This window comes from Plantibacter sp. CFBP 8798, assembly GCF_014841195.1.
Lineage (GTDB): Bacteria > Actinomycetota > Actinomycetes > Actinomycetales > Microbacteriaceae > Plantibacter > Plantibacter auratus.
In genome coordinates, this window is the sequence record NZ_JACYTS010000002.1 from 233265 (window position 1) to 258291 (window position 25027).

The 25027-nt window shown below is 69.4% G+C and carries 21 protein-coding genes, 1 tRNA gene and 1 pseudogene; 3 read left to right on the forward strand and 20 right to left on the reverse strand.

All coding sequences use genetic code 11. The features are described from left to right. Positions 1-27: 27 nt before the first annotated feature. The 3 genes and pseudogenes from IFU30_RS08190 to polA form a co-directional block, all read right to left on the reverse strand. Positions 28-1014 (reverse strand): epimerase, encoded by a 987-nt coding sequence (locus IFU30_RS08190; protein ID WP_192004895.1) that lies wholly within the window; start codon positions 1012-1014, stop codon positions 28-30. Further along, positions 1011-2686 (reverse strand): annotated as a pseudogene (locus IFU30_RS08195) (DUF885 domain-containing protein). The gene IFU30_RS08190 and the pseudogene IFU30_RS08195 overlap by 4 nt, the downstream one beginning before the upstream one ends. 54 nt (positions 2687-2740) lie before the next feature. Further along, the gene (gene polA / locus IFU30_RS08200) at positions 2741-5401 is read right to left on the reverse strand and encodes a DNA polymerase I (RefSeq protein WP_192004896.1); all 2661 of its coding nucleotides are present in this window, start codon (positions 5399-5401) and stop codon (positions 2741-2743) included. 55 nt (positions 5402-5456) lie between these two features. On the opposite strand from polA, the gene IFU30_RS08205 reads away from it, so the two are divergent. Next, positions 5457-5879, forward strand: coding sequence for a hotdog fold thioesterase (locus IFU30_RS08205; protein WP_079705949.1), 423 nt, complete (start codon positions 5457-5459; stop codon positions 5877-5879). Between the two features lie 74 nt (positions 5880-5953). Here the strand turns inward: IFU30_RS08205 and IFU30_RS08210 are convergent, their stop codons facing one another. Beyond that, positions 5954-6559, reverse strand: coding sequence for an ANTAR domain-containing response regulator (locus tag IFU30_RS08210; protein ID WP_064296913.1), 606 nt, complete (start codon positions 6557-6559; stop codon positions 5954-5956). Positions 6560-6613: 54 nt separating this feature from the next. On the opposite strand from IFU30_RS08210, the gene IFU30_RS08215 reads away from it, so the two are divergent. Continuing rightward, a tRNA-Leu gene (locus tag IFU30_RS08215) sits at positions 6614-6694 on the forward strand. 151 nt (positions 6695-6845) lie between these two features. Next, on the forward strand, positions 6846-7118 hold the full coding sequence (locus IFU30_RS08220) for a hypothetical protein (protein ID WP_124769355.1): 273 nt from the start codon (positions 6846-6848) through the stop codon (positions 7116-7118). Here the strand turns inward: IFU30_RS08220 and IFU30_RS08225 are convergent, their stop codons facing one another. The 16 genes from IFU30_RS08225 to rpe form a co-directional block, all read right to left on the reverse strand. Next, entirely contained in the window at positions 7119-7781 is a 663-nt protein-coding gene (locus IFU30_RS08225; RefSeq protein WP_192004897.1) for a histidine phosphatase family protein, read from the reverse strand. A 60-nt stretch (positions 7782-7841) separates the two neighbouring features. Then, a complete protein-coding gene (locus IFU30_RS08230) occupies positions 7842-9182 on the reverse strand; it encodes a CoA transferase (protein ID WP_192004898.1) in 1341 nt (446 codons plus the stop codon). A 114-nt stretch (positions 9183-9296) separates the two neighbouring features. Continuing rightward, positions 9297-10712, reverse strand: coding sequence for a pyruvate kinase (gene pyk / locus IFU30_RS08235; RefSeq protein ID WP_079705946.1), 1416 nt, complete (start codon positions 10710-10712; stop codon positions 9297-9299). A 92-nt stretch (positions 10713-10804) separates the two neighbouring features. Further along, positions 10805-12262 carry a glutamate synthase small subunit gene (locus tag IFU30_RS08240; protein WP_192004899.1) on the reverse strand — a complete coding sequence of 486 codons (1458 nt, stop codon included), beginning with the start codon at positions 12260-12262 and terminating at the stop codon, positions 10805-10807. Further along, positions 12255-16817, reverse strand: a complete 4563-nt coding sequence (gltB, locus tag IFU30_RS08245) for a glutamate synthase large subunit (protein WP_192004900.1) — start codon at positions 16815-16817, stop codon at positions 12255-12257. Before gltB ends, IFU30_RS08240 begins: the two co-directional genes overlap by 8 nt. 118 nt (positions 16818-16935) lie before the next feature. Beyond that, positions 16936-17949, reverse strand: a complete 1014-nt coding sequence (lgt, locus tag IFU30_RS08250) for a prolipoprotein diacylglyceryl transferase (RefSeq protein ID WP_079002517.1) — start codon at positions 17947-17949, stop codon at positions 16936-16938. A gap of 75 nt (positions 17950-18024) precedes the next feature. Next, positions 18025-18837: a tryptophan synthase subunit alpha gene (gene trpA, locus IFU30_RS08255; protein WP_079705943.1), complete on the reverse strand. Its 813-nt coding sequence runs from the start codon at positions 18835-18837 to the stop codon at positions 18025-18027. After that, positions 18834-20084 (reverse strand): tryptophan synthase subunit beta, encoded by a 1251-nt coding sequence (gene trpB, locus IFU30_RS08260; RefSeq protein ID WP_370281926.1) that lies wholly within the window; start codon positions 20082-20084, stop codon positions 18834-18836. Before trpB ends, trpA begins: the two co-directional genes overlap by 4 nt. Continuing rightward, on the reverse strand, positions 20081-20857 hold the full coding sequence (gene trpC, locus IFU30_RS08265; protein ID WP_079705941.1) for an indole-3-glycerol phosphate synthase TrpC: 777 nt from the start codon (positions 20855-20857) through the stop codon (positions 20081-20083). Before trpC ends, trpB begins: the two co-directional genes overlap by 4 nt. Before the next feature lie 2 nt (positions 20858-20859). Continuing rightward, the gene (locus IFU30_RS08270; RefSeq protein WP_079705940.1) at positions 20860-21090 is read right to left on the reverse strand and encodes a DUF6704 family protein; all 231 of its coding nucleotides are present in this window, start codon (positions 21088-21090) and stop codon (positions 20860-20862) included. Between the two features lie 115 nt (positions 21091-21205). Beyond that, entirely contained in the window at positions 21206-21898 is a 693-nt protein-coding gene (locus IFU30_RS08275) for a Trp biosynthesis-associated membrane protein (RefSeq protein WP_192004901.1), read from the reverse strand. Positions 21899-21911: 13 nt separating this feature from the next. Further along, positions 21912-22301 (reverse strand): phosphoribosyl-AMP cyclohydrolase, encoded by a 390-nt coding sequence (gene hisI / locus IFU30_RS08280; RefSeq protein WP_079705938.1) that lies wholly within the window; start codon positions 22299-22301, stop codon positions 21912-21914. Further along, a complete protein-coding gene (gene hisF / locus IFU30_RS08285) occupies positions 22298-23062 on the reverse strand; it encodes an imidazole glycerol phosphate synthase subunit HisF (protein ID WP_192004902.1) in 765 nt (254 codons plus the stop codon). Before hisF ends, hisI begins: the two co-directional genes overlap by 4 nt. 47 nt (positions 23063-23109) lie before the next feature. Further along, entirely contained in the window at positions 23110-23949 is an 840-nt protein-coding gene (gene hisG / locus IFU30_RS08290) for an ATP phosphoribosyltransferase (protein ID WP_192004903.1), read from the reverse strand. Positions 23950-24025: 76 nt separating this feature from the next. Continuing rightward, positions 24026-24289: a phosphoribosyl-ATP diphosphatase gene (locus tag IFU30_RS08295; protein ID WP_064293847.1), complete on the reverse strand. Its 264-nt coding sequence runs from the start codon at positions 24287-24289 to the stop codon at positions 24026-24028. A gap of 65 nt (positions 24290-24354) precedes the next feature. Continuing rightward, positions 24355-25023 (reverse strand): ribulose-phosphate 3-epimerase, encoded by a 669-nt coding sequence (gene rpe / locus IFU30_RS08300; RefSeq protein ID WP_079705936.1) that lies wholly within the window; start codon positions 25021-25023, stop codon positions 24355-24357. Between the last annotated feature and the right edge of the window lie 4 nt (positions 25024-25027).

The following is a 25027-nucleotide window of genomic DNA, read 5'->3' on the forward strand; positions in this document are numbered from 1 at the left end:
AGGACGTCACAATTGTGACAGTCCAGTCTAGCGATTTTCCGGGCGTGCAGGCAAGCCGTGGTCGGAGAGGATGTCCCGCAGCGCTGGATCGAGCGTCGGGTGCTCGAACCGGTAGCCCGCCTGCAGCAACCGCTCCGGCATCGCCCAGCGACTCTTCAGGACCAGTTCGCTCTCGGTCCGCAGGACGGACATCCCGATCTCCAGCAACCAGCGGGGTGCGGGGAGGCCGAGCGGCATCCCGAGCACGTACCGCACGGTCCGCATGAATCCGCGGTTGTCGGTGGGGTTCGGTGACGTCACGTTGACGACGCCGTCGAGTTCGGGATGGCCACGGAGGAACCGGACGATGCCGACGACGTCGTCCAGATGGATCCAGCTGAACCGCTGCCGCCCGCCCGGCGTCCCGAACCGGTGATCCGTCCCGGCGGCACGACGCGATCGGGAAGTGGGCCAGTGACCGTCCAGTTGGGGGCCCCCGAGGCCGAGACGCGCCAACCACCGGAGCGGGGTGAGCGCTCCGCCGTCGCCCAGGACGATCGCGATGCGGAGGGCGACCCGTCGTGTCCCGGGCAGCTCGTCCGCGAAGAACGCCTGCTCCCAGGCGGTCGCGACGTCGACGGAGAACCCGGAACCGATCTCACCGTCGGCCTCCGTCATCGGGCGGTCGTCGGCATGGCGGTAGATCGTGGCGGTCGACGAGTTGATCCAGAGCGGCGGGGGCGAGGCGGCTGCACGCACCGCCCGCGCCAGCTCCGTCGTCGTGTCCACGCGGGACCGGAGGATCTCGGCGCGGTTCGACGGGGTGTAGCGACAGTTCACGCTCTTCCCGGCGAGGTTGACCAGGAGGTCCGCGCCGTCGACCAGCCGGGCGATGCCCGTGTGGTCACCCCACCGCGCGTCGGCGGCACCGCGCCCGATGACGGAGACGGTGGCACCGTCGGCCCGGAACGACTCGACCAGACGACGCCCGATGAACCCGGACGCGCCGGCGACGACGATCCGTTCGGTCGTCATCCGAGCATCGCCGACCGCAGCGTGTCGAGCCCGACGCCCCCGAGGTCGAGCGCCCGACGGTGGAAGTCCTTGATGTCGAAGGCGTCCCCGGCGCGGCGGGCCGCGTCGTCACGGAGCTGTTCCCAGATGCGCTGGCCGATCTTGTACGACGGCGCCTGGCCGGGCCAACCGAGGTACCGGTTGACCTCGAACCGGACGAACTCCGGCGACATGTTGACGTTCCGACCCATGAAGTCGAAGGCGTACTCGGCGGTCCAGGTTCCGCTGCCGTCCGGGAGCGGCTTGCCGAGGTGCACCCCGATGTCGAGGACGACGCGGGCCGCGCGCATCCGCTGACCGTCGAGCATGCCCAGACGGTCCGCCGGGTCGTCGAGGTATCCGAGCTGCTCCATCAGGCGCTCGGCGTAGAGGGCCCAGCCCTCCGCGTGGCCGGAGGTGCCGGCGAGCTGTCGACGCCAGAGGTTGAGCGTCTTCCGGTTGACGACGGCCTGCCCGATCTGCAGGTGATGTCCTGGCACACCCTCGTGGTAGACGGTCGTGAGCTCGCGCCACGTGTCGAACTCGGTGACGCCGGCGGGGACGGACCACCACATGCGGCCAGGGCGAGAGAAGTCGTCCGTCGGGCCGGTGTAGTAGATCCCACCCTCCTGCGTCGGCGCGATCATGCACTCGAGCGCGCGAATCTCCTGCGGGATGTCGAAGTGCGTCCGCCCCAGCTCCTCGACCGCACGGTCACTCGTCTCCTGCATCCATCGCTGGAGCGCGTCGGTGCCGTGCAGCTTGCGCGCCGGATCCTGTTCGAGGAAGGCGACCGCCTCCTCGACGGACGCGCCGGGGAGGATCTCGTTCGCGATCGCCTCCTGCTCCGACACCATGCGCGCCAGTTCCTCGATGCCCCACTGTAGCTCTCGTCGAGGTCGACCGTCGCGCCGAGGAAACGGCGGGACTGCAGCGCGTAGAGCTCGCGGCCGATGGCGTCCTCCTGGGTTGCAGCAGGCAGCAGTTCGTGCGCGAGGAAGTCCGCCAGACGGTTGTAGGCGACGGCTGCGGCACCGGCACCCGTCGAGAGTTCGGCGGCGAGGGACGCCGGGAGCTGGCCGTCCGCTGGTCCGGCGTTGGCGGCGAAGCCGATGAAGAACCCGTCGCCGGCGCCGGTGCGGAGGACCTGCTCGTACACCTCGGCCACCTGACGGCGTGCCGGGGTGATCCCCCGGGCGATGCCCGCGCGCAGGGTCTCGATGTACCCGTCGACCGCGTCCGGCAACGCGCCGAGGCGGGTCCGGATGGTGCTCCAGTCCTCGACCGTGGCCGTCGGCATCAGGTCGAAGACATCGCGCAGCTCTTGCGACGGCGACGCGATCACGTTGAGGTCGCGGTACTGGAGACCGGCCTCCGACGAGGCGAGGTCGAGCTCCAGCTCCGCCGAGAGGTCGGTCTGGGTGACGCGGTCGACGGCGTCGACCGGTGCGGCCGACCGCAGCTCGCGAAGCGTGCGCGACGCGGCTTCGATGTACGCCTCGTGCCCGGCCGGCGAGTAGTCGCCATACCGTCCGCCGACGTCCGTGCGGCCGATGTAGGTGCCGACCTCCGGCTTCAGCTGGACGAGGGTCTCCACCCAGCTCTCGGCGATGACGTCGATCGGTGTGCTCTGACGAGGTTCTTCGTGGGACATGACGTCGAGCCTAGTCCGCACCCGTCCGGCGCCGGGTGCGGACCTGCGGGGCGCTCAGTGGGCTGCGGCGTCCCAATCGTGGCCGCGGCCGATCTGGACCTCCAGCGGTACCGACAGCTCGGCGGCGCCGGCCATCTGCGCTCGGACGATGCGCTCCAGGGCGTCCCACTCCCCCTCGGCGACCTCGAAGATCAGTTCGTCGTGCACCTGCAGCATCATCTGCGAGCTGAGGGACTCGGAGCGCAGCTCGGACTCGATGCCGATCATGGCGCGCTTCATGATGTCGGCGGCCGAACCCTGGATCGGGGCGTTCAGCGCCTGACGTTCGGCGTTCTCCCTGACCAGTCGGTTGGGGCTCGAGAGCTCAGGGAAGAGCCTCCGACGACCGAAGATCGTCTCGGTGTAGCCGTCGAGCTTCGCCTGCTCGACGACGTTGCGCAGGTAGTCGCGGACCGCACCGAATCGCTCGAAGTAGTCGACCATGAGCTGCTTCGCCTCAGCGCTCGAGATCCGCAGCTGCTTCGAGAGCCCGAACGCGCTCAGACCGTAGGCGAGTCCGTACGACATCGCCTTCACCTTGTTGCGCATCGCGGGCGTGACGTCCTCGGCGGCGACGCCGAAGATGCGCGCGCCGACGAAGCGGTGGAGGTCCTCGCCGGATTTGAACGCCTCGATGAGGCCGGCGTCGCCGGAGAGGTGCGCCATGATCCGCATCTCGATCTGCGAGTAGTCGGCGGTCAGCAGGGTCTCGTACCCGGAGCCGGGTTGGAAGGCGGCACGGATGCGGCGTCCCTCCTCGGTGCGCACGGGGATGTTCTGCAGGTTCGGGTCGGTCGAGGAGATCCGACCGGTGCTGGTCCCGATCTGCACGTATGTCGTGTGGATGCGGCCGTCGGGCGTGATCGCCTTGTCGAGCGTCTCCACGATCTGGCGGAGCTTCGTCGCATCGCGGTGTTCGAGGAGAAGCCCGAGGAACGGATGCGGGCTCTTCTCCTGGAGATCGGCCAGGGCGCCGGCGTCCGTCGAGAAGCCCGTCTTGTTGGCGCGTGTCTTCGGCATGGCGAGCTGGTCGAAGAGGACCTCCTGCAGCTGCTTCGGTGATCCGAGGTTGACCTCGCGGCCGATCTCCGCATACGCGTTGCTCGCGAGCTCCGCGGCCCGATTGCCGAGCTGCTCGGACAGGCCGCTCAGGATGTCGTGGTCGACCGTCACGCCGGTCAGCTCCATGTGGGCCAGCACCTGGAGGACCGGCAGCTCCATGTCGAGCAGGACGCCGAGTGACCCGGCGTCGAGCGCCGTGCGGGTGGCCTCGGCGACCCGGAGGGCGTACCAGGCGGTACCGCCGGCCCCCACGGGGTCGGTTTCGGGGACGAGCTGGTTCGGGTCGGCGACGGGCATCGTCTCGTCGAGATAGCGCGTGATGAGGTCGGCGATGGTCTTGTCGCCGCCGCTCGGACGCAGGAGCCAACCGGCGACCGCGGTGTCGTAGCCGAGTCCGCCGACCGTCAGGCCGGCGCGCGTGACCGCCTGGAGCTGTGGCTTGGCGTCGTGCATGATCTTCGGGGCGTCGCTCGCCAACCATGCTTCGAGCGGGGCGTAGTCGGCCTCACCGGGACGCCAGGCGAGCGAGACGATCTCCGTGGGCGTCGCGAGGCCGGCTGCGACCGGCAGGCCTCCGTCGAGGTCGAGGTGGAGACCGATCCCGGCGGGATGTGCGGCGACGGCACGGGTGATCCACGCCTCGAGCTCTTCGTCGAGCAGCTCCTTCTGCGGTGGCATGACCACGCCGCCCGCCTGCGGTGCGGACACATCCGTGTTGGCCTCGAGTCCGTCGAGTTTGAGGACCCGATCGAGCAGCGTGCGGAACTCGAGCCGCCCGAAGACGGCCGCCACCGCGTCCGCGTCGATCGGTCGGCGTTCGAGGTCCTTCGGTCCGACAGGCAGTTCGACGTCGGTGAGGAGCCGGTTGAGGCGGCGGTTGCGGACCGCGTTCTCCTTGTGCTCGCGGAGGCTCTCCCCCACCTTGCCGGTGATCTCGTCGGCGCGCTCGAGGATCTGCTCGAGGGAGCCGAACTGGTTGAGCCACTTCACGGCGGTCTTCTCGCCGACCTTCGGGATGCCCGGGAGGTTGTCGCTCGTCTCGCCGACGAGCGCCGCGATCTCCGGGTACTGCTCCGGCCGGATGCCGTAGCGCTCGAAGACCTTGGCGCCGTCGTACCGGGTGAGCGCGGAGACGCCCTGGCTCGACGGGTACAGCAGGGTGACGTCGTCGGTGACGAGCTGGATGGTGTCGCGGTCGCCGGAGACGACGAGCACGCGGAAGCCGTCCTCAGCGCCCTGCTTGGCGAGGGTGGCGAGGATGTCGTCGGCCTCGTAGTCCTCTTTGCTGATCGTCGTGATGTTCATCGCCTTGAGCGCCTCTTCGAGCAGCGGCACCTGCCCCTTGAACTCCGGCGGGGTCTCACCGCGTGTGCCCTTGTACTCGGGGTACTCGCGGGTGCGGAAGGAACGGCGCGAGATGTCGAACGCCACGGCGATGTGGCTCGGATTCTCGTTCTTGAGCAGGCTGATCAGCATGGAGATGAAGCCGTGGATGGCGTTCGTGTGCTGACCGTCGCGGGTTTGGAAGCTGTCGACCGGCAGGGCGTAGAACGCCCGGAATGCGAGCGAGTGGCCGTCGACGACGAGGAGGGTAGGCTTTTCTGATTCCGACACGCGCCCAGCCTACAAGCCGGTGCCGACACGGCTCAGGCCCGATCCGAAGGTGGACATGACGAACGAGACCGACGACGCACTCGAGTTCCTGCGGACGAGGGGCAGTGGCGCACTCGCCGCCAAGATGGGCATCGAGTTCACCGAGTTCACGGTGCAGCGATCCGTCGCCACCATGCCGGTGGAGGGCAACACCCAACCCGCGATGCTGCTGCACGGTGGGGCGTACGTCGTGCTCGGCGAGTCCCTCGGCTCGATGGCCGCCAACCTCTTCGCGGGCCCGGGCAAGCTCGCGGTCGGCATCGACATCAACGCGACGCACACCAGATCCGCCACCGAGGGCATCGTGACGGGTGTCTGCACGCCGATCCACCTCGGTCGCTCGCTCACCGTGCACGAGATCGCCGTCACCGACGAGCAGGGACGACGGTGCTCCACGATCCGCATCACGAACCTCATCAAGGACGCACCGACCGGCTGACGAGTCCGGCACCGGACACAGCAGAGCGGCCCGCCCCCGAGGGGACGGGCCGCTCTTGCGACGAGGGAGGAGCGCTACTTCTTGGCGCTGAGCTGCTCGATGATGGCCTGCGCGACATCGTGCATGGTGAGGCGGCGGTCCATGGAGGCCTTCTGGATCCAGCGGAACGCCTCGGGCTCGGTGAGGCCCATCTTCTCATTGAGGAGGCCCTTCGCCCGGTCGACGAGCTTGCGGGTCTCGAAGCGCTCGACCATGTCGGCGACCTCGGCCTCGAGGGTGATGATCTGCTGGTAGCGCGAGAGGGCGATCTCGATCGCGGGAAGGAGGTCGTTCGGCGTGAACGGCTTCACGACGTAGGCGAGGGCACCTGCCTCACTCGCCCGCTCGACGAGCTCCTTCTGGCTGAAGGCCGTGAGGAGGACCACCGGGGCGATGTGCGCCTTACCGATGCGCTCGGCCGCGGAGATGCCGTCGAGCTGAGGCATCTTGACGTCCATGATCACGAGATCCGGACGGAGTTCCGTCGCGAGGGCGACAGCGGTCTCGCCGTCGCCGGCCTCGCCGACGACCTCGAAACCGTTGTCGCGGAGGATCTCGACGATGTCGAGGCGGATGAGGGATTCGTCCTCAGCGACGACGACGCGCCGTGGGGCTGCGGGAGGGGTCTCTTGCTCGGTCACCCTCAAATCCTACGGTACTCTGATGCAGGTTGCTGTTCGCCGTGCGGCGGACGCGCCGGTGTGGCGGAATGGCAGACGCGGAGCACTCAAAATGCTTTGTCGAAAGACGTGTGGGTTCGAGTCCCACCACCGGTACCGCGAACGAGTGGAATCCCAGTTGGGTGCACTCAACATGCTCTGCCGACACAGCTTGCGCAAGCCCCTGCGGGAGGTGGCGGCGACGCCGTAGCGTACCGTCGAGAGCACGGCGTACCTCACGTCGTCCGACACGATGGGACCCGACACCATGACCGCAGAGCACACCGACCCGCGCCAGGACGTCCACGACGCCAGCACCGACGACCGGCTCCAGGGCATCCTCGTGCAGGTCGCAGCCGACCGGTCCCTCACTCCCGACCTCGACGTCCGGGCAGCGCTGGCGGACCGTCTCAGCGACCAGGGCATCGACGTCGACGCCGCCGAGCTCGACCGTCTCGTCGGCTCACTCCCGGGTCAGCCCGGCGAAGAGCCCGGACCGTTCCTCACGGACGGCGCGACCTCGGCCGACGACGCGAACTGATCAGAAGCCGCGCTCGACGGCGGCGGCTGGACCGTCGGCCTCCGTCGTCAGCTCCGGTCCGCCGACGGCGTCGCCCGTCCACGTGTCGACCCGCCAACCGGTGGTCGTGTCCCCGTCGACGATGATGACGCCCGTGTTCGTGATGGGGTGCGTGCCGATGAAGTGTCCGTCGACGTTCGCCCCGCGCAGCCCGAGCCAGGACCGGAGCATCGCTCCGTGGCTCACGACCACCACGCTCTCCAGTCCGGAACCCTCGAGCTCCTCGATCACGGCGTCGAAGCGCGCGAACACCTCGTGGCCGTTCTCGCCGCCCGGCATCCGGGTGTCGAGGTCGCCCATCGCCCACGCCACGATGGTGTCGATGTAGACCTGGACGGCCTCGGCCGACCCGAGCATCTCGTTGTCGCCGGCGCTGATCTCCCGGAGTCCGTCACGGACGATCACGGGAAGCCCGCTGACTTCGGCGACATGTGCGGCGGTCTGTTGCGCCCGCACCGCGGTGGAGGCGTAGACCGCGTCGATCCGCTCCCCCACGAGCGCTTTGGGGAGGGCGGCCGCCTGCGTCTCGCCGAGGTCGGTGAGAACGGCACCGGGGATCGCGGTGTCGAGCAAGCCGGCGACGTTGGACGAGGTCTGACCGTGTCTGATGAGGATGAGGCGCATACCTCCAGGGTAGGCGAGCGACCGGACGGCGGTCGTCTCCCGGTGCGGAGTGTGCCGGGATCAGCTGCGCGGGGTCCACTGCGGTTCGGCGCTCCCCAGGACCGCCGCCGGGGACGCGTGGTCGTCGAAGGCGCTGAGCCCGGGGCGGGCCGTCGTCACCGCACCGTGGGTCACCAGGCACCGCGCTCCCGGGAGGCCCGAGGGCGGGCGTTCCTCGGATCGTGGCAGTCGCTGGAGCGCCGCACCGACGCGGGCGAGCGACACCGACGACCGGCCGGCATCACCGCCGCCGACGACCGCTGCCACGTCGTCGACGATGGCCGCCGCCAGCAGGTATCCCGCGCTGTGGTCGAGCGCCTGAGCCGGCAGGGCACCCGGGGCGCCGTCCTCCGCTTCGACCAGCGCAATGCCCGTGGCGGCCTGGACCAGGCTGTCGAAACCGCGTCGATCACCCCAGGGCCCCGTCGTACCCCAGGCGTCGACGGAGCCGGTGACCAGACCGTCGCGACCTCGCAGACCGAGGCGCTCGAGGGCGTGTGGTCGGTACCCCGTCACCAGGATGTCGGCCTCGTCGCTCAGCGTCTGCAGTGTCGCGAGGCCGCGCGGTGTCGACGCGTCGAGCGTCGCCGTCCGCTTCCCCTGGCCGCTGTCGGTGTGCTGCCACGGGATCTCGGGGACCTGCGGTGGATCCACGCGCAGGACGTCCGCGCCGAGAAGCGCGAGGGTCCTCGTCGACACCGGACCGGCGATCACCCGCGTCAGGTCGAGGACGCGGAGGCCGCGCAAGGGTTGTCTCCTCGTCGGCCGCACCCGCGAGGCGATCGTCGAGCCGACGGAGCCGCCATGACGCCTGACGAGCGGTCCATCACCGACGGCGGCCTGTGGTGTGGACGACCACTCGGCAGCGCTCCGGACGGCGACGAGGAGTGCGCCGACTCCCGCGGCCTCCGATTCCAGGTCGAGAGCCGATCGGGAGGCGATCGCCGAGGCGAGCTCTGCGCGGGTGGCCTCGTCGCCGATCCCGAGCATGGCGCTCAGGCGGCGACGATGGTGCGGGTAGTTCGCGTGCGTGCGCACCCAGCCGTCTGCCGCGGCGAAGAAGCCGGACAGTGGCGCGAACGCGTCCACGGCTGCTCCGTCGATCCGCAACAGGCGGTCACTCTGGTAGGCCGCGGCGATCCGTTCGAGGTCGAGAGCAGTGTGCAACGGCTCGTATCCGAGTGCGATGCGGAGTCGGTCGGCGGCATCCTCCACGGCGCCGACGGCGACCGCGGCGAGCTCCAGGACGGCGAATCGGGAGGCCAGGAGTCCCGCTGCACCGGTCGCTTCACGGTCGACGCCTCCCGGCTCCAGGCCTACCGCGCTGCGCAGGGTGTCGTCGACGAGGACGGAACGGTTCATGGGCATCAGGCTAGACCCACGGCCTCCGGAATCGCGGTGCCACCGCACACCCGGCGGACGACGAAGGCCGTGGCCCCCGTACGGGAGGACCACGGCCTTCGCTGCTGTCGACGACTAGAGGACGTCGCCCACCTTGTGGACGCGGATGTCGTTCGTCGTCCCGGGGATGCCGGGAGGGGAACCGGAGATGATGATGACCGGCTCACCGACGGCGGCCTTACCCGTGGCGACGAGGACCTCGTCCACCTGGGCGACCATCTGGTCGGTGTGCGTGACGCGCTCGACGACGAAGGACTCGACGCCCCAGTTCAGCGCCATCCGACGACGGATGGCCGGGTCGGGCGTGAACGCCAGGATCGGGATCCGGTTACGGAGACGGGCCATGCGGCGGACCGACTCCCCCGACTCGGTGAAGACGCAGAGGAACTTCGCCTCGACGAAGTCCGCCACCTCGACGGCCGCCAGCGTGATCGCCCCGGCCTGGGTGCGCGGCTTCGTGCCGAGCGGCGGAACGCGGTCGAGGCCGTGGATCTCGGTCGACTCGACGATCCGGGCCATGGTCTGGACCGTGATCACCGGGTAGGCGCCGACACTCGTCTCGCCACTGAGCATGACCGCGTCAGCACCGTCGAGCACCGCGTTCGCGACGTCGGAGGTCTCCGCGCGGGTCGGGATGGGGCTGGAGATCATCGACTCGAGCATCTGCGTCGCGACGATGACCGGCTTCGCCATGCGACGGGCGAGCTCCACCGCGCGCTTCTGCACGATCGGGACGGCCTCGAGCGGGAGCTCGACACCGAGGTCGCCACGGGCGACCATGATCGCGTCGAACGCCTCGACGATGCTCTCGAGGTTCTCGACGGCCTGCGGCTTCTCGATCTTGGCGATCACGGGGACCTTCCGGCCCTCCTCCGCCATGATCTCGTGGACGCGGTCGATGTCGGCCGCGTCGCGCACGAAGGACAGGGCGATGAGGTCGGCGCCGAGACGCAGTCCCCAACGGAGGTCCGCTTCGTCCTTCTCGCTGAGCGCGGGGACGTTGACGGCGACACCGGGGAGGTTGATGCCCTTGTTGTTCGACACGGGGCCGGCGACGATGACGCGAGTGGTCACGACGGTGTCGTCCGCTTCAACGACCTCGACCTTGACCTTGCCGTCGTCGATCAGGAGGAAGTCGCCCGGCTTGACGTCCTGGGGCAGGCCCTTGAACGTCGTCGAGGAGATCTCCTTGGTGCCGAGGATGTCCTCGATGGTGATCTTGAAGATGTCGCCGACGGCGAGGTCGTACGGGCCGCCCTCGAACTTGCCGAGGCGGATCTTCGGGCCCTGCAGGTCGACCAGGACGGCGACGGCACGGCCGGAGTCCTCGGTGGCCTTGCGCACGTTGGCGTAGATGGCCTCGTGCACGTCGTAGCTGCCGTGGCTCAGGTTCATCCGGGTGACATCGACCCCCGCATCGATGATGGCCCGGATGTTCTCATAGCTGGAGACTGCAGGCCCCAGCGTTGCGACGATCTTGGCTCGTCTCATGTGTGTGTGTTCTCCATGGTTTCTGCGCACGAGGCGCTTCGGTACTCACTGCTCGGCATGATGCGTCCGACGCTTGTCGTCCGCCTGAAAGCCTAGAGGGAGATGGGCTGGTCCGTGGGACGGACCGGGAAGGGAAGCTGGGTCTCGCCCTCGAGGTACTGGTCGACGGCCGACGCCGCAGCGCGGCCCTCGGCGATCGCCCAGACGATGAGGGACTGGCCACGACCGGCGTCGCCGGCGACGAACACGCCGGGCTGGTTGGTCTGGTAGTCGTGCTCCCGTGCCACGTTGCCGCGCCCCGTGAAGGGGAGCTGGAACTGCGACTCGAGGGTCTCGCCCTCCGGGCCCGTGAATCCGAGCGCGAGGAGCACGAGGTCGGCCGGGATCTCGCGTTCGGTGCCGCTCTTCGGCACGCGACGGCCGTCGACGAACTCCGTCTCGGCGACGCGGATCGCCCGCACCTCGCCGGCCTCGTTGGCGAGGAACTCGACGGTCGACACCAGGTACTCGCGGTTGCCGCCCTCCTCGTGCGCACTCGCGACCTCGAAGAGCGTCGGCATCATGGGCCACGGCTGGTGCTCGGGCCGCTCCCCCGCCGGCTGCGTGCCGATGGCGAGGTTCGTGACGGAGGCGGCACCCTGACGGTGCGCCGTGCCGATGCAGTCGGCACCGGTGTCGCCGCCGCCGAGGACCACCACGTGCTTGTCCTCCGCCGTGATCTGGTCGGAGACCGTGTCGCCGGCGCCGACGCGGTTCGCCTGCACGAGGTACTCCATCGCGAAGTGGACCCCGGAGAAGTCACGACCGGGGATCGGGAGGTCGCGCGGCACCATGGCACCGGTGGCGATGACGACGGCGTCGTAGCGGGCGCGGAGCTCGTCCCAGCTGATGTCGACCCCGATGTTCACGCCGGCGCGGAACCGGGTGCCCTCGTCCTGCATCTGCTTCAAACGGATGTCGAGGTGCTTCTTCTCCATCTTGAAGTCCGGGATGCCGTAGCGCAGCAGGCCGCCGATGCGGTCGTCGCGCTCGTAGACCGCGACCGTGTGGCCGGCACGCGTCAGCTGCTGGGCTGCGGCGAGGCCGGCCGGCCCGGAGCCGACGACGGCGACCGTCTTGCCGGTCAGCCGCTCCGGCGGGTGGGACTCGACCCATCCGTTGGCGAACGCCTGATCGATGATCGAGACCTCGACCTGCTTGATGGTCACGGCGGGCTGGTTGATGCCCAGCACGCACGAACTCTCGCACGGCGCCGGGCAGAGACGACCCGTGAACTCCGGGAAGTTGTTCGTGGCGTGCAGCCGCTCGATGGCCGAGCGTCCCTCGCCTCGCCACATCAGGTCGTTCCACTCCGGGATGAGGTTGCCCAGCGGGCAGCCCTGATGGCAGAACGGGATGCCGCAGTCCATGCAGCGACCAGCCTGCTTGCGGACGGTCGCGGGGTCGCTCTGCTCGTAGACCTCTTTCCAGTCCATGATGCGGACCGGCACGGGCCGGCGCTTCGGGAGCTCGCGCTCCGGTACCTTCAGGAATCCCTTGGGATCAGCCACCGGTCACCTCCAGGATTCGGTTCCATACGATGTCGCCGTCGGGGTCGAGCCCCTCGTCGAGTGCGGTCTGTCGGGTCGCCAGGACTGCCGCGTAGTCACGCGGGAGGACCTTGACGAACCGGGAGAGTGAGTCTTCGATGTCGGCGAGCAGCCGGCCGGCCAGCGGAGAACCGGTCTCCACGACGTGCCGTTCGAGGAGGTCGCGGACGATCTCGGCGTCGGCACTGTCGAGTTCGGACAGGGTGAGCTCCCCCGAGGCGAGGGAGTCGCGGTTGACCTGGTCGCGTTCGAGGTCGAACACGTAGGCCGTGCCGCCGGACATGCCCGCGCCGAGGTTCCGGCCGGTCTGACCCAGGATGACGGCGAGACCACCCGTCATGTACTCGAGCGCGTGGTCACCGACGCCTTCGACGACCGCCGTGGCGCCGGAGTTGCGCACCAGGAACCGCTCGCCGACGATCCCGCTCAGGAACATGGTGCCCTGGGTCGCGCCGTAGCCGATGACGTTGCCGGCGATCACGTTCTCCTCGGGCGCGAAGGCTGCGCGCTCGGATGGCCGGACGACGATCTGTCCACCGGACAGGCCCTTGCCGACGTAGTCGTTCGAGTCGCCGATGAGCCGCAGGGCGATGCCGCCGGGGAGGAACGCACCGAAGGACTGCCCGGCCGAGCCGCGCAGGGTGATGTCGATGCTCCCTGCCGGGAGCCCGTTCTCGCCGTGTCGTCTGGTGACCTCGTGGCCGAGCATGGTGCCGACCGCCCGCTCCGTGTTGCGGATGGGCAGGTCGACCGAGAAGTGGCCGCCGTGTTCGAGCACGTCCGAGGCGGCCGTGATGAGCTGCTGGTCGAAGTGCTTCTCGAGCTCGTGCTCCTGCGGCCGGCGGTTGATCCGCGGCTCGTCGTCGGCGAAGACGGGACCCACGAGGACCGGGGCCAGGTCGAGCCCGGACGCCTTCCAATGGTCGATCGCCCGGTCGGCGTCGATCAGTTCGTTGTGGCCGATCGCCTCCTCGAGCGTCCGGAACCCGAGCTCGGCGAGGTACTCGCGCACCTCCTGGGCGATGAACTCGAAGAAGTTCACGACGAACTCCGGCTTGCCGGTGAACCGCTCGCGCAGCACCGGGTTCTGCGTCGCGACGCCGACCGGGCAGGTGTCGAGGTGGCACACGCGCATCATGACGCACCCGGAGACGACGAGCGGTGCCGTCGCGAAGCCGAACTCCTCCGCGCCGAGCAGTGCGCCGATGACGACGTCGCGTCCGGTCTTCATCTGACCGTCGACCTGCACCACGACGCGGTCGCGCATGTTGTTGAGCATGAGCGTCTGCTGCGTCTCAGCGAGACCCAGCTCCCACGGCGTCCCGGCGTGCTTCAGGGAGTTCAACGGGCTCGCGCCGGTTCCGCCGTCGTGACCCGAGACCAAGATCACGTCCGAGAGCGCCTTCGCGACGCCCGCGGCCACCGCACCGATGCCGGACTGGCTCACCAGCTTGGTGTGGATCCGGGCCTTCGGGTTCGCACGCTTCAGGTCGAAGATGAGCTGCTTGAGGTCTTCGATGGAGTAGATGTCGTGGTGCGGCGGCGGCGAGATGAGGCCGACGCCCGCCGTGGCGTGCCGCGTCCGTGCCACCCACGGGTACACCTTCGTCGGCGGCAACTGCCCGCCCTCGCCGGGCTTCGCACCCTGGGCGAGCTTGATCTGGATGTCGTCGGCGTGCGTCAGGTACATGCTCGTCACGCCGAACCGGCCGGAGGCGACCTGCTTGATCGCGCTGCGGCGCGTCGGGTCGAGGAGCCGGTCGACGTCCTCGCCGCCCTCACCCGTGTTCGACTTGGCACCGATGCTGTTCATCGCGATCGCCAGCGTCTCGTGCGCCTCGCGCGAGATGGAACCGTAGCTCATCGCCCCGGTCGAGAACCGCTTCACGATCGACGCGACCGACTCGACCTCGTCGAGCGGGACGGGCGGGCGGGCACCGGCGCGGAGCGTGAACATCCCGCGGAGCGTCATGAGCTGCGCCGCCTGGGAGTCGACCATGTGGGTGTACTCGCGGAAGATGTCGTACCGGCGCGTCTTGGTCGCGTGCTGCAGCTTGAAGACCGTCTCCGGGTTGAAGAGGTGCGGCGAACCGTCGCGACGCCACTGGTACTCGCCGCCCGACTGCAGGCGCTCGTGGGCCGTCGAGGCGGCGTCCTCGGGGTAGGCGTACCGGTGACGCTTCGCGTTCTCCTCGGCGATCACCTCGATGCCGACACCGCCGAGCTTCGTCTCCGTACCGGTGAAGTAGCTGTCGACGAGCTGCTGGCTCAGGCCGACGGCCTCGAAGGCCTGTGCTCCGGCGTAGGAGGACACCGTGGAGATGCCCATCTTCGACATGATCTTGAGCACGCCCTTGCCGAGCGCCTTGATGACGTTCTTGACGGCCTGCTCGCGGGTGACGCCCTGGATGAGGCCGCTGCGGACGAGGTCCTCGCAGCTCTCCATGGCCAGGTACGGGTTGATCGCGGAGGCGCCGTAGCCGATGAGCAGCGCGACGTGGTGGACCTCGCGCACGTCGCCGGCCTCGACGACGAGCCCGACCTTCATCCGGTTCTCGGCGCGGATCAGGTGGTGGTGCACGGCGGCGAGCGAGAGCAACGACGGGATCGGCGCGAGGTCGGAGTTCGAGTCACGGTCGCTCAGGACGATGAACTCCGAGCCGGCGAGGATCGCCTGGTCGACCTCGTCGCACATCTCGCGCAGGCGCGTCTCGAGTCCGGCCGAGCCGTCCTCGACGCGGTACAGCGCCTTGACGGTCGTCGTCAGTGGGCTCGCCGGGTTCGGGTCGATGTGCTGGATCTTGGCGAGCTCGTCGTTGTCGATGACCGGGAAGTCGAGGACGACCTGCTTGGCGTGCTCGGGGCCCCACGAGAGGAGGTTGCGCTCCGGGCCGAGCCCGAGCTTCAGCGAGGTGACGACCTCCTCGCGGATCGAGTCGAGCGGCGGGTTGGTGACCTGGGCGAACTGCTGCACGAAGTAGTCGAAGAGGAGCCGAGGGCGGTCGGAGAGCACCGCGATCGGGGTGTCCGACCCCATCGCGCCGAGCGGCTCCGCACCGTTCTGCCCCATGGGCTGCAGGAGGATGCGCACCTCCTCCTCGGTGTACCCGAAGGTCCGCTGGCGGCGGGTGACGGATGCCGGCGTGTGCACGATGTGCTCGCGCTCCGGCAGGTCGCTCAGGTTGATGCGTCCGGCGTCGAGCCAGTCGCCCCAGGGTGCCGAAGCCGAGAGCTCGTCCTTGATCTCGTCGTCCTCGATGATCCGCCCGGCCTCGGTGTCGACAAGGAACATCTTTCCGGGGCGCAGGCGGCCCTTGCGCTTGACCCGGCTCGGGTCGACGTCGAGGACGCCGATCTCGCTACCCAGGACGACGAGGCCGTCGGTCGTCTCCAGCCAGCGACCCGGACGCAGGCCGTTCCGGTCCAGGGTCGCGCCGACGAGTGAGCCGTCCGTGAAGGTGAGGGCGGCCGGACCGTCCCACGGTTCCATCTGCATGGAGTTGAACTCGTAGAAGTCGCGTCGCTCCTGCGACAGCCCGGTCTGCTTCTCCCAGGCCTCGGGCACCATCATCATCATGGCGTGCGGGAGGGACCGTCCGGTCAGCGTCAGCAGCTCCAGGACCTCGTCGAACGAGGCGGAGTCGCTCGCTCCGGGCGTGATGATGGGGAGCAGCGGGCGGATGTCGCCGATGAGCTCGGACTCGAGCTGCGACTGCCGCGCGCGCATCCAGTTGCGGTTGCCCTCGACCGTGTTGATCTCGCCGTTGTGCGCCATCATGCGCAGCGGCTGGGCGAGCGGCCAGGACGGGAACGTGTTGGTGGAGTACCGCGAGTGGACGATGGCGAGCTTGGTCGCGAACCGCTCGTCGGACAGGTCGGGGTAGAACGGTTCGAGCTGGAGCGTCGTGACCATGCCCTTGTAGACGAGCGTGCGGCTCGACAGGGAGATGAAGTACGCCCCGAGCTCGCGCTCCGCCCGCTTCCGGAGCCGGAAGGCGAGTCGGTCGAGGGCGATCCCGGTCGGCGTCGAGGCGCCGGACCCGGTGACGAACAGTTGCTCGAACGCCGGCATGGCTGCACGGGCGAGCTTCCCCAGCTCGTCGGGGTCGACCGGCACCTCGCGCCAGCCGAGGACGGTGAGTTCCTCCTCCGCGGCGATCGCGGCGATGCGCGTCTGGAGCTGTGCGCGCTCGGAGGCGTCGGTGGGCAGGAAGGCGATGCCCACGGCGTACGCACCGACCGGCGGCAGGTCGAATCCGGCGACGCCGCGCAGGAAGGCGTCGGGCATCTGGGTGAGGATGCCCGCGCCGTCGCCGGTCCCGGCGTCGGAACCGATCGCGCCGCGGTGCTCCAGGTTGCGGAGCGAACCGAGCGCCGCGTCGATGATGCTGTGCGAGGCCTCGCCCGTCAGGGTCGCGACCATCGCCAGGCCACAGGCGTCCTTCTCGTTCGCCGGGTCGTACATGCCCTGCTTGGGCGGAACCGAGCTGAACGAAGCGTACGGTGCATGCGCCATGGAATTACCGTCCTCACGAAAGGGGATCAGAAAGGGGACGTCGCTGGCCCTGGGACGAAACGGGTGATGGATCCCCTGCTGAGCCGAGATCCACCGGGCCGACGAGGGTGCGTTCAGCCTAGGAGCGAGAGCCGGTCTTGCTTGTGGCGACCGTGGCTTCGGACGACGGAGTGGATGACGCAGTGCGGTCTGATCCGTCGGCATCGTCGTCGGCGGAGGCACTGCGCAGCCCCAGGTTCTCCGCGTCGGTGTCGTAGTAGTCTACCGCAGCCTTCGGATCGGCCCAGGAACGGCCGGGGACGTACGGCGACGGCTCGGCACCCGTGTGGCGACGCGACTGGATGACGATGATCGCGAGTCCGACGACGATCGCGAGGATCGCGGCCCAGACGTTGGCGCGGATGCCGAACAGGTACTCACTCGGGTCGATCCGGATGGTCTCCCAGACCGTGCGACCGGCGCCGTACCAGATGAGGTAGACACCGAACAAGCGGCCCCACTGCGGGTTGAAGCGGTGTCCGATCCAGAGGATGACAGCCACCCCCAGCAGGTTCCAGATGATCTCGTACAGGAACGTGGGGTGGAACAGCGTGCCGGCGGGCAGACCGATCGGGAACGCGGGGTTGCTGGCCTCGATCTCGAGGCCCCAGGGCAGGTCCGTGGGGAGCCCGTAGAGCTCGTGGTTGAAGTAGTTGCCGAGGCGACCGAACGCCTGGGCGAGCAGCAGGCCGGGCGCGAGGGCGTCGGCGAAGGTCCAGAACCGGATCCCCGTCATGCGGCAGCCGATGTAGGCACCGACCGCTCCGCCGATGAGCGAACCGAAGATCGCGATGCCGCCCTCCCAGATGTAGAGCGTCCGCAGGAGGTCTGCACCCGGGTAGAAGTAGTCGCCGGGGTGGGTCAGGACGTGGAAGATCCGCGCACCGATGATCCCCAAGGGGATGGCCCACAGGATGATGTCGAGCACGATGCCCGGCTCGGCACCGCGCTTCGTCAGCCGCCGGGAGGTGAGGATGGTGGCGGCGATGATCCCGGCGATGATGCAGAGCGCGTACATGTGCACCGTGAACGGGCCCACGCTGAAGGTCGCGATGTCCGGGTTCGGGCTCGGGATGCTGAGGGGTGCAATCACTGCAGTGGTCGCCTTTCGTTACGAACTCTGATCGAGTGTAGGGCTTTCAGCATCGCGGGCGTGGTGAGGATACCCTCAGCGGGCGGTGCCGGCCGCGAGCGAGCGGGCGACCTCGGTGATTGCCGGGACACCGCCGTCGGCGAGAGCCTTGACGAAGACGGAGCCGACGATGGCTCCGTCGGCGTACTCGAGGACCGAGCGGACCTGCTCCGCGGTCGAGATGCCGATGCCGACGCACGCGTGCTGTGCACCCGCCGTGCGGAGCCGACCGACGAGGGTCTTCGCGGCCGCGTCGAGGTCCTGCCGGGCACCGGTGATGCCCATCGTGGAGACGGTGTACACGAAGCCGCGGGAGCGCTCGGTCACGAGCGACAGGCGCTCGTCGCTCGACGTCGGCGCTGCGAGGAAGACCCGGTCGAGGCCGTGGCGTTCACTGGCGTCCAGCCAGTCCGCCGCGGCGTCGGGGGTGATGTCGGGGGTGATGAGCCCGGCTCCCCCGGCCGCGGCGAGGTCGGAGGCGAAGCGCTCGACGCCGTACTGCAGCACCGGGTTCCAATACGTCATGACGAGGACCGGGACGTCCACGGCGGCGCGGATGGCGCTGATCGCCGTGAAGACGTCGCGCAACCGGAACCCCTCCGCGAGGGCGGTCATGGTCGCTGCCTGGATGACCGCTCCGTCCATCACGGGGTCGGAGTAGGGCACGCCGAGCTCGAGGACGTCGACGCCGTTCTGCGCGAGCGCGATGGCGGCGTCGATACTCGTCTGGAGGTCGGGGAACCCGACGGGGAGGTACCCGATGAGGGCGCCGCGGCGGTCGACGGCGGCGGCGTCGATCGCCGAGGCGACCGGTGAGACCGTCGTGTGGTCGGTGGCCGGGGCGGTCATGCGTTCCGCCCGGCTTCGTCGAGGAGCCCGAAGTAGGTGGCAGCCGTCTCGACGTCCTTGTCTCCGCGCCCGGAGAGGTTGATCAGGATGGTCGCCTCGGGGCCCAGTTCCTTGCCGAGGACGATGGCCCCGGCCAGTGCGTGGGCGGACTCGATCGCTGGGATGATCCCCTCGGTGCGGCTCAGGAGCCGGAAGGCCTCCATCGCCTCGGCGTCCGTCGCGGGGACGTACGTCGCCCGGCCGGTGTCGGCGAGCCAGGCGTGCTCCGGTCCGACGCCCGGGTAGTCGAGGCCTGCGGAGATGGAATGGGACTCGACGGTCTGGCCGTCGTCGTCCTGGAGAACGAAGGTGCGGGCACCGTGCAGGACACCCGGACGACCGCGGCCGATGGACGCGGCGTGCCGTGGGGTGTCGACGCCGTCGCCGGCAGCCTCCACTCCGTAGAGCGCGACGTCCGCGTCGTCGAGGAAGGCGTGGAAGATACCGATGGCGTTGGAGCCGCCACCGACGCAGGCGACGACCGCGTCCGGAAGTGAACCGTTCAGCTCGAGGAGCTGTGCGCGGGCCTCTTCTCCGATGATCTTCTGGAAGTCGCGGACCATGACCGGGAAGGGGTGTGGGCCCGCCGCGGTGCCGAAGATGTAGTTCGTGGTCTCGACCGACGCGACCCAGTCGCGGTACGCCTCGTTGATGGCGTCCTTGAGGGTCCGGGACCCCGTCGTGACGGGGATCACGGTCGCGCCGAGGAGCCGCATGCGGGCGACGTTGAGCGCCTGGCGCTCGGTGTCGACCTCGCCCATGTAGATCGTGCAGTCGAGGCCGAAGAGAGCGGCCGCGGTGGCCGTGGCCACACCGTGCTGACCGGCCCCCGTCTCGGCGATGACGCGGGTCTTGCCGATGCGCTTCGTGAGGAGCGCCTGGCCCAGGACGTTGTTGATCTTGTGCGAGCCGGTGTGGTTGAGGTCCTCGCGCTTGAGGAAGATGCGCGCACCACCGGCCGATGCGGCGAAGCGTGGCACCTCGGTGATGATCGACGGGCGGCCGGCGTAGTCGCGGAGCAGCGTCGTCAGCTCGGCCTGGAAGCTCTCGTCGGCCTTGGCGGCCTCGTAGGCCGTCGCGAGCTCGTCGACCGCGGCGATGAGCGCCTCCGGCATGTAGCGTCCGCCGAAGTCGCCGAAGAACGGACCGGCTTCGTCTCGGAGGTGCGTCGGTTCCGCGTGGGCGGGGGTGGCTGGTGACATGGTCATGCGGTGGCTCCCAGGAACTGTTCGAGGGTGGCGACGGGGTCGCCGGTGACGAGCGCCTCGCCGACCAGGACGACGTCGGCGCCGTCACGTCGGTAGGCGGCGACGTCGGCGGCGCGGAGCACAGCGGACTCGGCCACCTTGACGGCGTCGGCGGGGAAACGGTCGGTCAACGATCCGAAGAGGTGTTGGTCGAGTTCGAAGGTGCTGAGGTTCCGCGCGTTGACACCAATGAGCCGCGCGCCGATGTCGCTCGCTCTGGCCAGCTCGTCGGCGGAATGGGTCTCGACCAGCGGGGTCATGCCGAGCTGCACGACGAGTTCATGCAGCGACGACAGGGTGGCCTGATCGAGTCCGGCGACGATCAGGAGGACCAGGTCGGCGCCGGATGCCCGGGCTTCGAACACCTGGTACGGCAAGGAGATGAAGTCCTTGCGCAGGACCGGGATGCGGATCGCGGCACGGACGGCCTCGAGGTCCTGCAGCGAACCGCCGAACTTCCGGCCCTCGGTCAGCACGCTGACCGCGCTGGCACCACCCTGCTCGTAGAGCGAGGCGAGGAGCGCCGGGTCGGGGATGTCGGCCAGCGCGCCGCGGGACGGACTGGACCGCTTGACCTCGGCGATGATCTTGACCTGGTCGGCCGGGGCGAGCGCAGCGAGGGCGTCGATGGCCGGAGGGGCGTCGACAGCGGCGGCTTCGACGACTGCAGCCGGACGGCCCGCGAGGCGCCCGAGAGCGTCCTCCTTCGCGCCGGCCATCAGGTCGGCGAGCATGTTCAGTGCTCTTTCGCCACGGTCTTGGACCCGCCGACGCCGTAACCCGCCTTGGCGAGGACACCGCCCGTGATCCACCCGAGGAGGAGGACGCCGGCGGAGGCCCAGACGAGGACGGGCATGTCGAGCCAGAAGAAGACCGTACCGGCGGCGAACGCGACCAACATGATGATCACGGCCGTCCAGGCGGCGGGCGAGTGTCCGTGGCCGGGGTCCGAGGGGTCGGTGCTCATGGTTCTCCTTCTGTGCGAGTGCGGGTTCCAGTGTACCGGCAACCGGTGCGCGGTTCCGTGCGTGGGCCACGAGTTCCCAGGTGGCCCGGGGTGCCGTCGGGGGTCGGCGGAGCGGTCAGCGCGTCGGGTCGTCGCCGCGGCTGAGGTCGTCCCAGGCGCCCACCGGGTCGGCGCTCGGGGCCGTCTCGACCTGCGTGAACCGGACGGTCTGGTACTTCTTCGACGGACCGGGCCACCGGCGGTGGGTGAGCACGGTCGCGAGCCCGGCGAGTGCGAGCACGACGCCGAGCACCATGGTGATCGCCGGCCAGGCGGTGAGCGTGGTCGCCGCGACGAGGTCGATGGTCGACTGGCTCCCGGCGACGCCCGTGGCCTCGGTCACGGCCGCCGCGCCCGCGGTCGCCGGCGAGGCGAGCACGGCGATCGACGAGATCATGACGCAGGCGCCGATCACGGCCTCCAGCAGGCCGAGGATGATGCGGAACACCGGCCCGGCGATCGCCAGCGCGGCGACAAGGGCGAGACCGGCGAGGGCGAGTGCGGACAGGGCGGGAGCGGCGACGGAGCCGACCACGTCGAGCGCGCCGGAGTGTGGGCCGACGCCAACGAGGCTGATCGAGAGCCAGGTCTGGGTCCACGCCGCGAGGATGAGCGCGTCGGCGAGGACGGCGGTGATGAGGAGCAGGGTCTTCATGCGGCGCTGACGACTGCGCAGAGCTCGTGACTCGAGCTCGTCAGCCTCGGACGGTTCGTCGCGCCTCGGCGGCTCCACCGGCCCGGACTGGGGTGCTGCAGTGCTCTCGGTCATGCTCCAACTCGATTCATGGTGTCGGCGATGGCGCTGCGACGACGTCGAGGCTCCGGCCGTCGAAACAGCTGCGCGTGCCCGTGTGGCAGGCAGCGCCGTGCTGATCGACCTCCACCAACAGGGTATCCCCGTCGCAGTCGTAGGCGAGCGCCCGGACGAACTGCACGTGTCCGGAGGTGTCCCCCTTGCGCCAGTACTCCTGTCGTGAGCGGGACCAGTAGGTGACCCGACCCTCGGTCATCGTCCGGCGGACGGCCTCGGCGTCCATCCAGCCGAGCATGAGCACCTCGCGGGAGTCCCACTGCTGCACGATCGCGGGGAGCAGGCCCTGCGCGTCGAAGGTGAGCTGCCCGATCGCGGTCTCCGGATCGGCGCCCACCGGGATGGTGATGTCCGCGCTCATGCCCGCACCGTCCAGCCGGCGTCGGCGAGTTCCTGTTTGACCTGCCCGATCGTCAACTCACCGTTGTGGAAGACGCTCGCAGCGAGGACGGCGTCGGCCCCCGCGGCGATCGCGGGTGGGAAGTCGGCGAGGCGGCCAGCTCCCCCTGACGCGATGACCGGAACCCGGCTGATCTCGCGCATGGCGCTGATGAGCTCGGTGTCGAACCCGGCCTTGGTGCCGTCGGCGTCGATCGAGTTCACCAACAGCTCGCCCGCACCGCGGTCGATCGCCTCGGAGGCCCAGGCGAGCGCGTCGAGTTCGGTCTCACGTCGGCCGCCGTGTGTCGTGACGATCCATCCGGATGCGCTGCCGGCGTGTCGCTTCACGTCCAGGGAGAGGACGAGGACCTGAGCGCCGAAGCGGTCGGCGATCTCCCCCAGCAACTCCGGTCGGCCGATCGCGGCGCTGTTCACGCCGACCTTGTCCGCCCCGCTGGCCAGCAGCCGGGAGACGTCCTGGGTCGAGCGGACCCCACCGCCGACCGTGAGCGGGATGAAGACCTGCTCGGCGGTGCGGCTGACGAGGTCGTAGGTGGTGTCGCGTTCGGCCACGGTGGCCGTGACGTCGAGGAAGGTCAGTTCATCGGCGCCCTGCTCGGCGTAGCGCTTCGCGAGCTCGACCGGATCGCCGGCATCGCGGAGGTCGAGGAAGTTGACGCCCTTCACGACGCGCCCGTCGGCGACGTCGAGACAGGGGATGACTCGGGTGGCGAGTGACACGGAGGCCTCCGCAATGCGACTGGGACGGGTGATGATGGAGGGGCGACTCAGAGTCGGGCGGCGTGGATGGCCGTGACGAGGATGGCGCGTGCGCCGAGCTCGTAGAGGCGGTCCATGACGTCGTTCGCGTCGCCGCGAGGGATCATGACCCGGACCGCCACCCACTCGGGATCGCGGAGCGGCGAGACCGTCGGCGACTCGATGCCACCGGCGACGGCGGTCGCCTGCTCGAGCAGCCGGACCGGGAGGTCGTAGTCGACGAGCACGTACTGCCGCGCGACGAGCACGCCCTGCAGTCGGCGGATGAGCGTGGCCGTGGTGGGCTTCGTCTCCGGCGACGCGATGAGCACGGCGGTGGAGTCGAGGATCACCGGGCCGAAGATGCCGAGGCCGGCCTTCCGAAGGGTGGTGCCGGTGGACACGACGTCGGCCACCGCGTCCGCGACCCCGAGCTGGACGGCCGACTCGACCGCACCGTCGAGGTGGACGAGCGTCGCATCCACTTCGGCGTCGCGGAGGAAGTTGCCGACGAGGCCGGGGTAGCTGGTGGCGACCGTCTTACCCGCGAGATCGGAGAGCTCGGAGAACTCGTCGGCCGGACCGGCGAAGCGGAACGTCGACCCGCCGAAGCCCAGCTCGGCGAGTTCAGTCGCGGCGGAGTGCGAGTCCAGGAGCAGATCGCGCCCCGTGATGCCGATGTCGAGGGCGCCGGAACCGACGTAGGTCGCGATGTCGCGCGGACGGAGGTAGAAGAACTCGACGTCGTTCCGTGCGTCGACGACGTGGAGCTCCTTGGTGTCGCGACGGGTCGCGTAGCCGGCCTCCTGCAGCATCTCGACGGCGGTCTCGGACAGCGAGCCCTTGTTGGGCACGGCGACTCTCAGCATGGGGTGACTTTCGTGTTGTGCGATGGTGTCTCGACAGGGTGATCAGGAGGCGCGGCGGATGCGCCGCGACGTGCTCCTACAGATGTCGGTAGACGTCGGCGGGGGTGAGCCCCTTCGCCACCATCATCACCTGCACGTGGTAGAGCAGCTGGGAGATCTCCTCGGCCGTCTCGGTGTCGCTCTGGTACTCGGCCGCCATCCAGACCTCGGCGGCCTCCTCGACGATCTTCTTCCCGATGCCGTGCACACCCGTGTCCAGTTCGCGGACGGTGCCGGAACCCTCCGGCCGGGTCTCGGCCTTCAGGCGCAGCTCGTCGAACAGCTCGTCGAAGGTTTTCACGTGCTCCAGGGTACCGGTTCCGGGCGGCGGCGCGCACCGCGGACGCGCTGGACCGGCCCGCTGCGTCAGTGGGTGTGCGTCGACGCCTCGGCGGCGGCCCGGAGCAGCGCGATGTTCGAGGCCGGATCGGAACCGCTGTAGACGGCCGACCCAGCGACGAAGGTGTCGGCACCGGCGGCGGCCGCGATCCCGATCGTGTCCGCGGAGATCCCACCGTCGACCTGGAGCCAGACGTCGAGACCGGTGCGTGCGACCTCGGCTGACAGCGCCTGCAGCTTCGGCATGGTCTCCGGCATGAACGACTGTCCGCCGAACCCCGGTTCGACCGTCATGACGAGCACTTGGTCGAACTCCGGCAGGAGTTCCAGGTACGGCTCGATGGGTGTGCCGGGCTTCACCGCGATCCCGGCACGCGCCCCGATGGAACGCAGGCGTCTGGCGAGGGCGACGGGGTCGCCGGTGGCCTCGGCGTGGAACGTCACCGAGAACGCCCCGAGCTCGGCGTAGCCGGGAGCCCATCGATCGACGTCCGAGATCATGAGGTGGACGTCGAGCGGGACCGGAGACACGTCCTGGATGCGACCGACCATCTGCGGACCGAAGGTGAGGTTCGGGACGAAATGGTTGTCCATGACGTCGACGTGGACGAGGTCGGCGCTCGCGATCCGCTCCAGGTCGGCCTGGAGGTTCACGAAATCGGCGGACAGGATGCTCGGGTTGATGCGCGCGGACATGTGC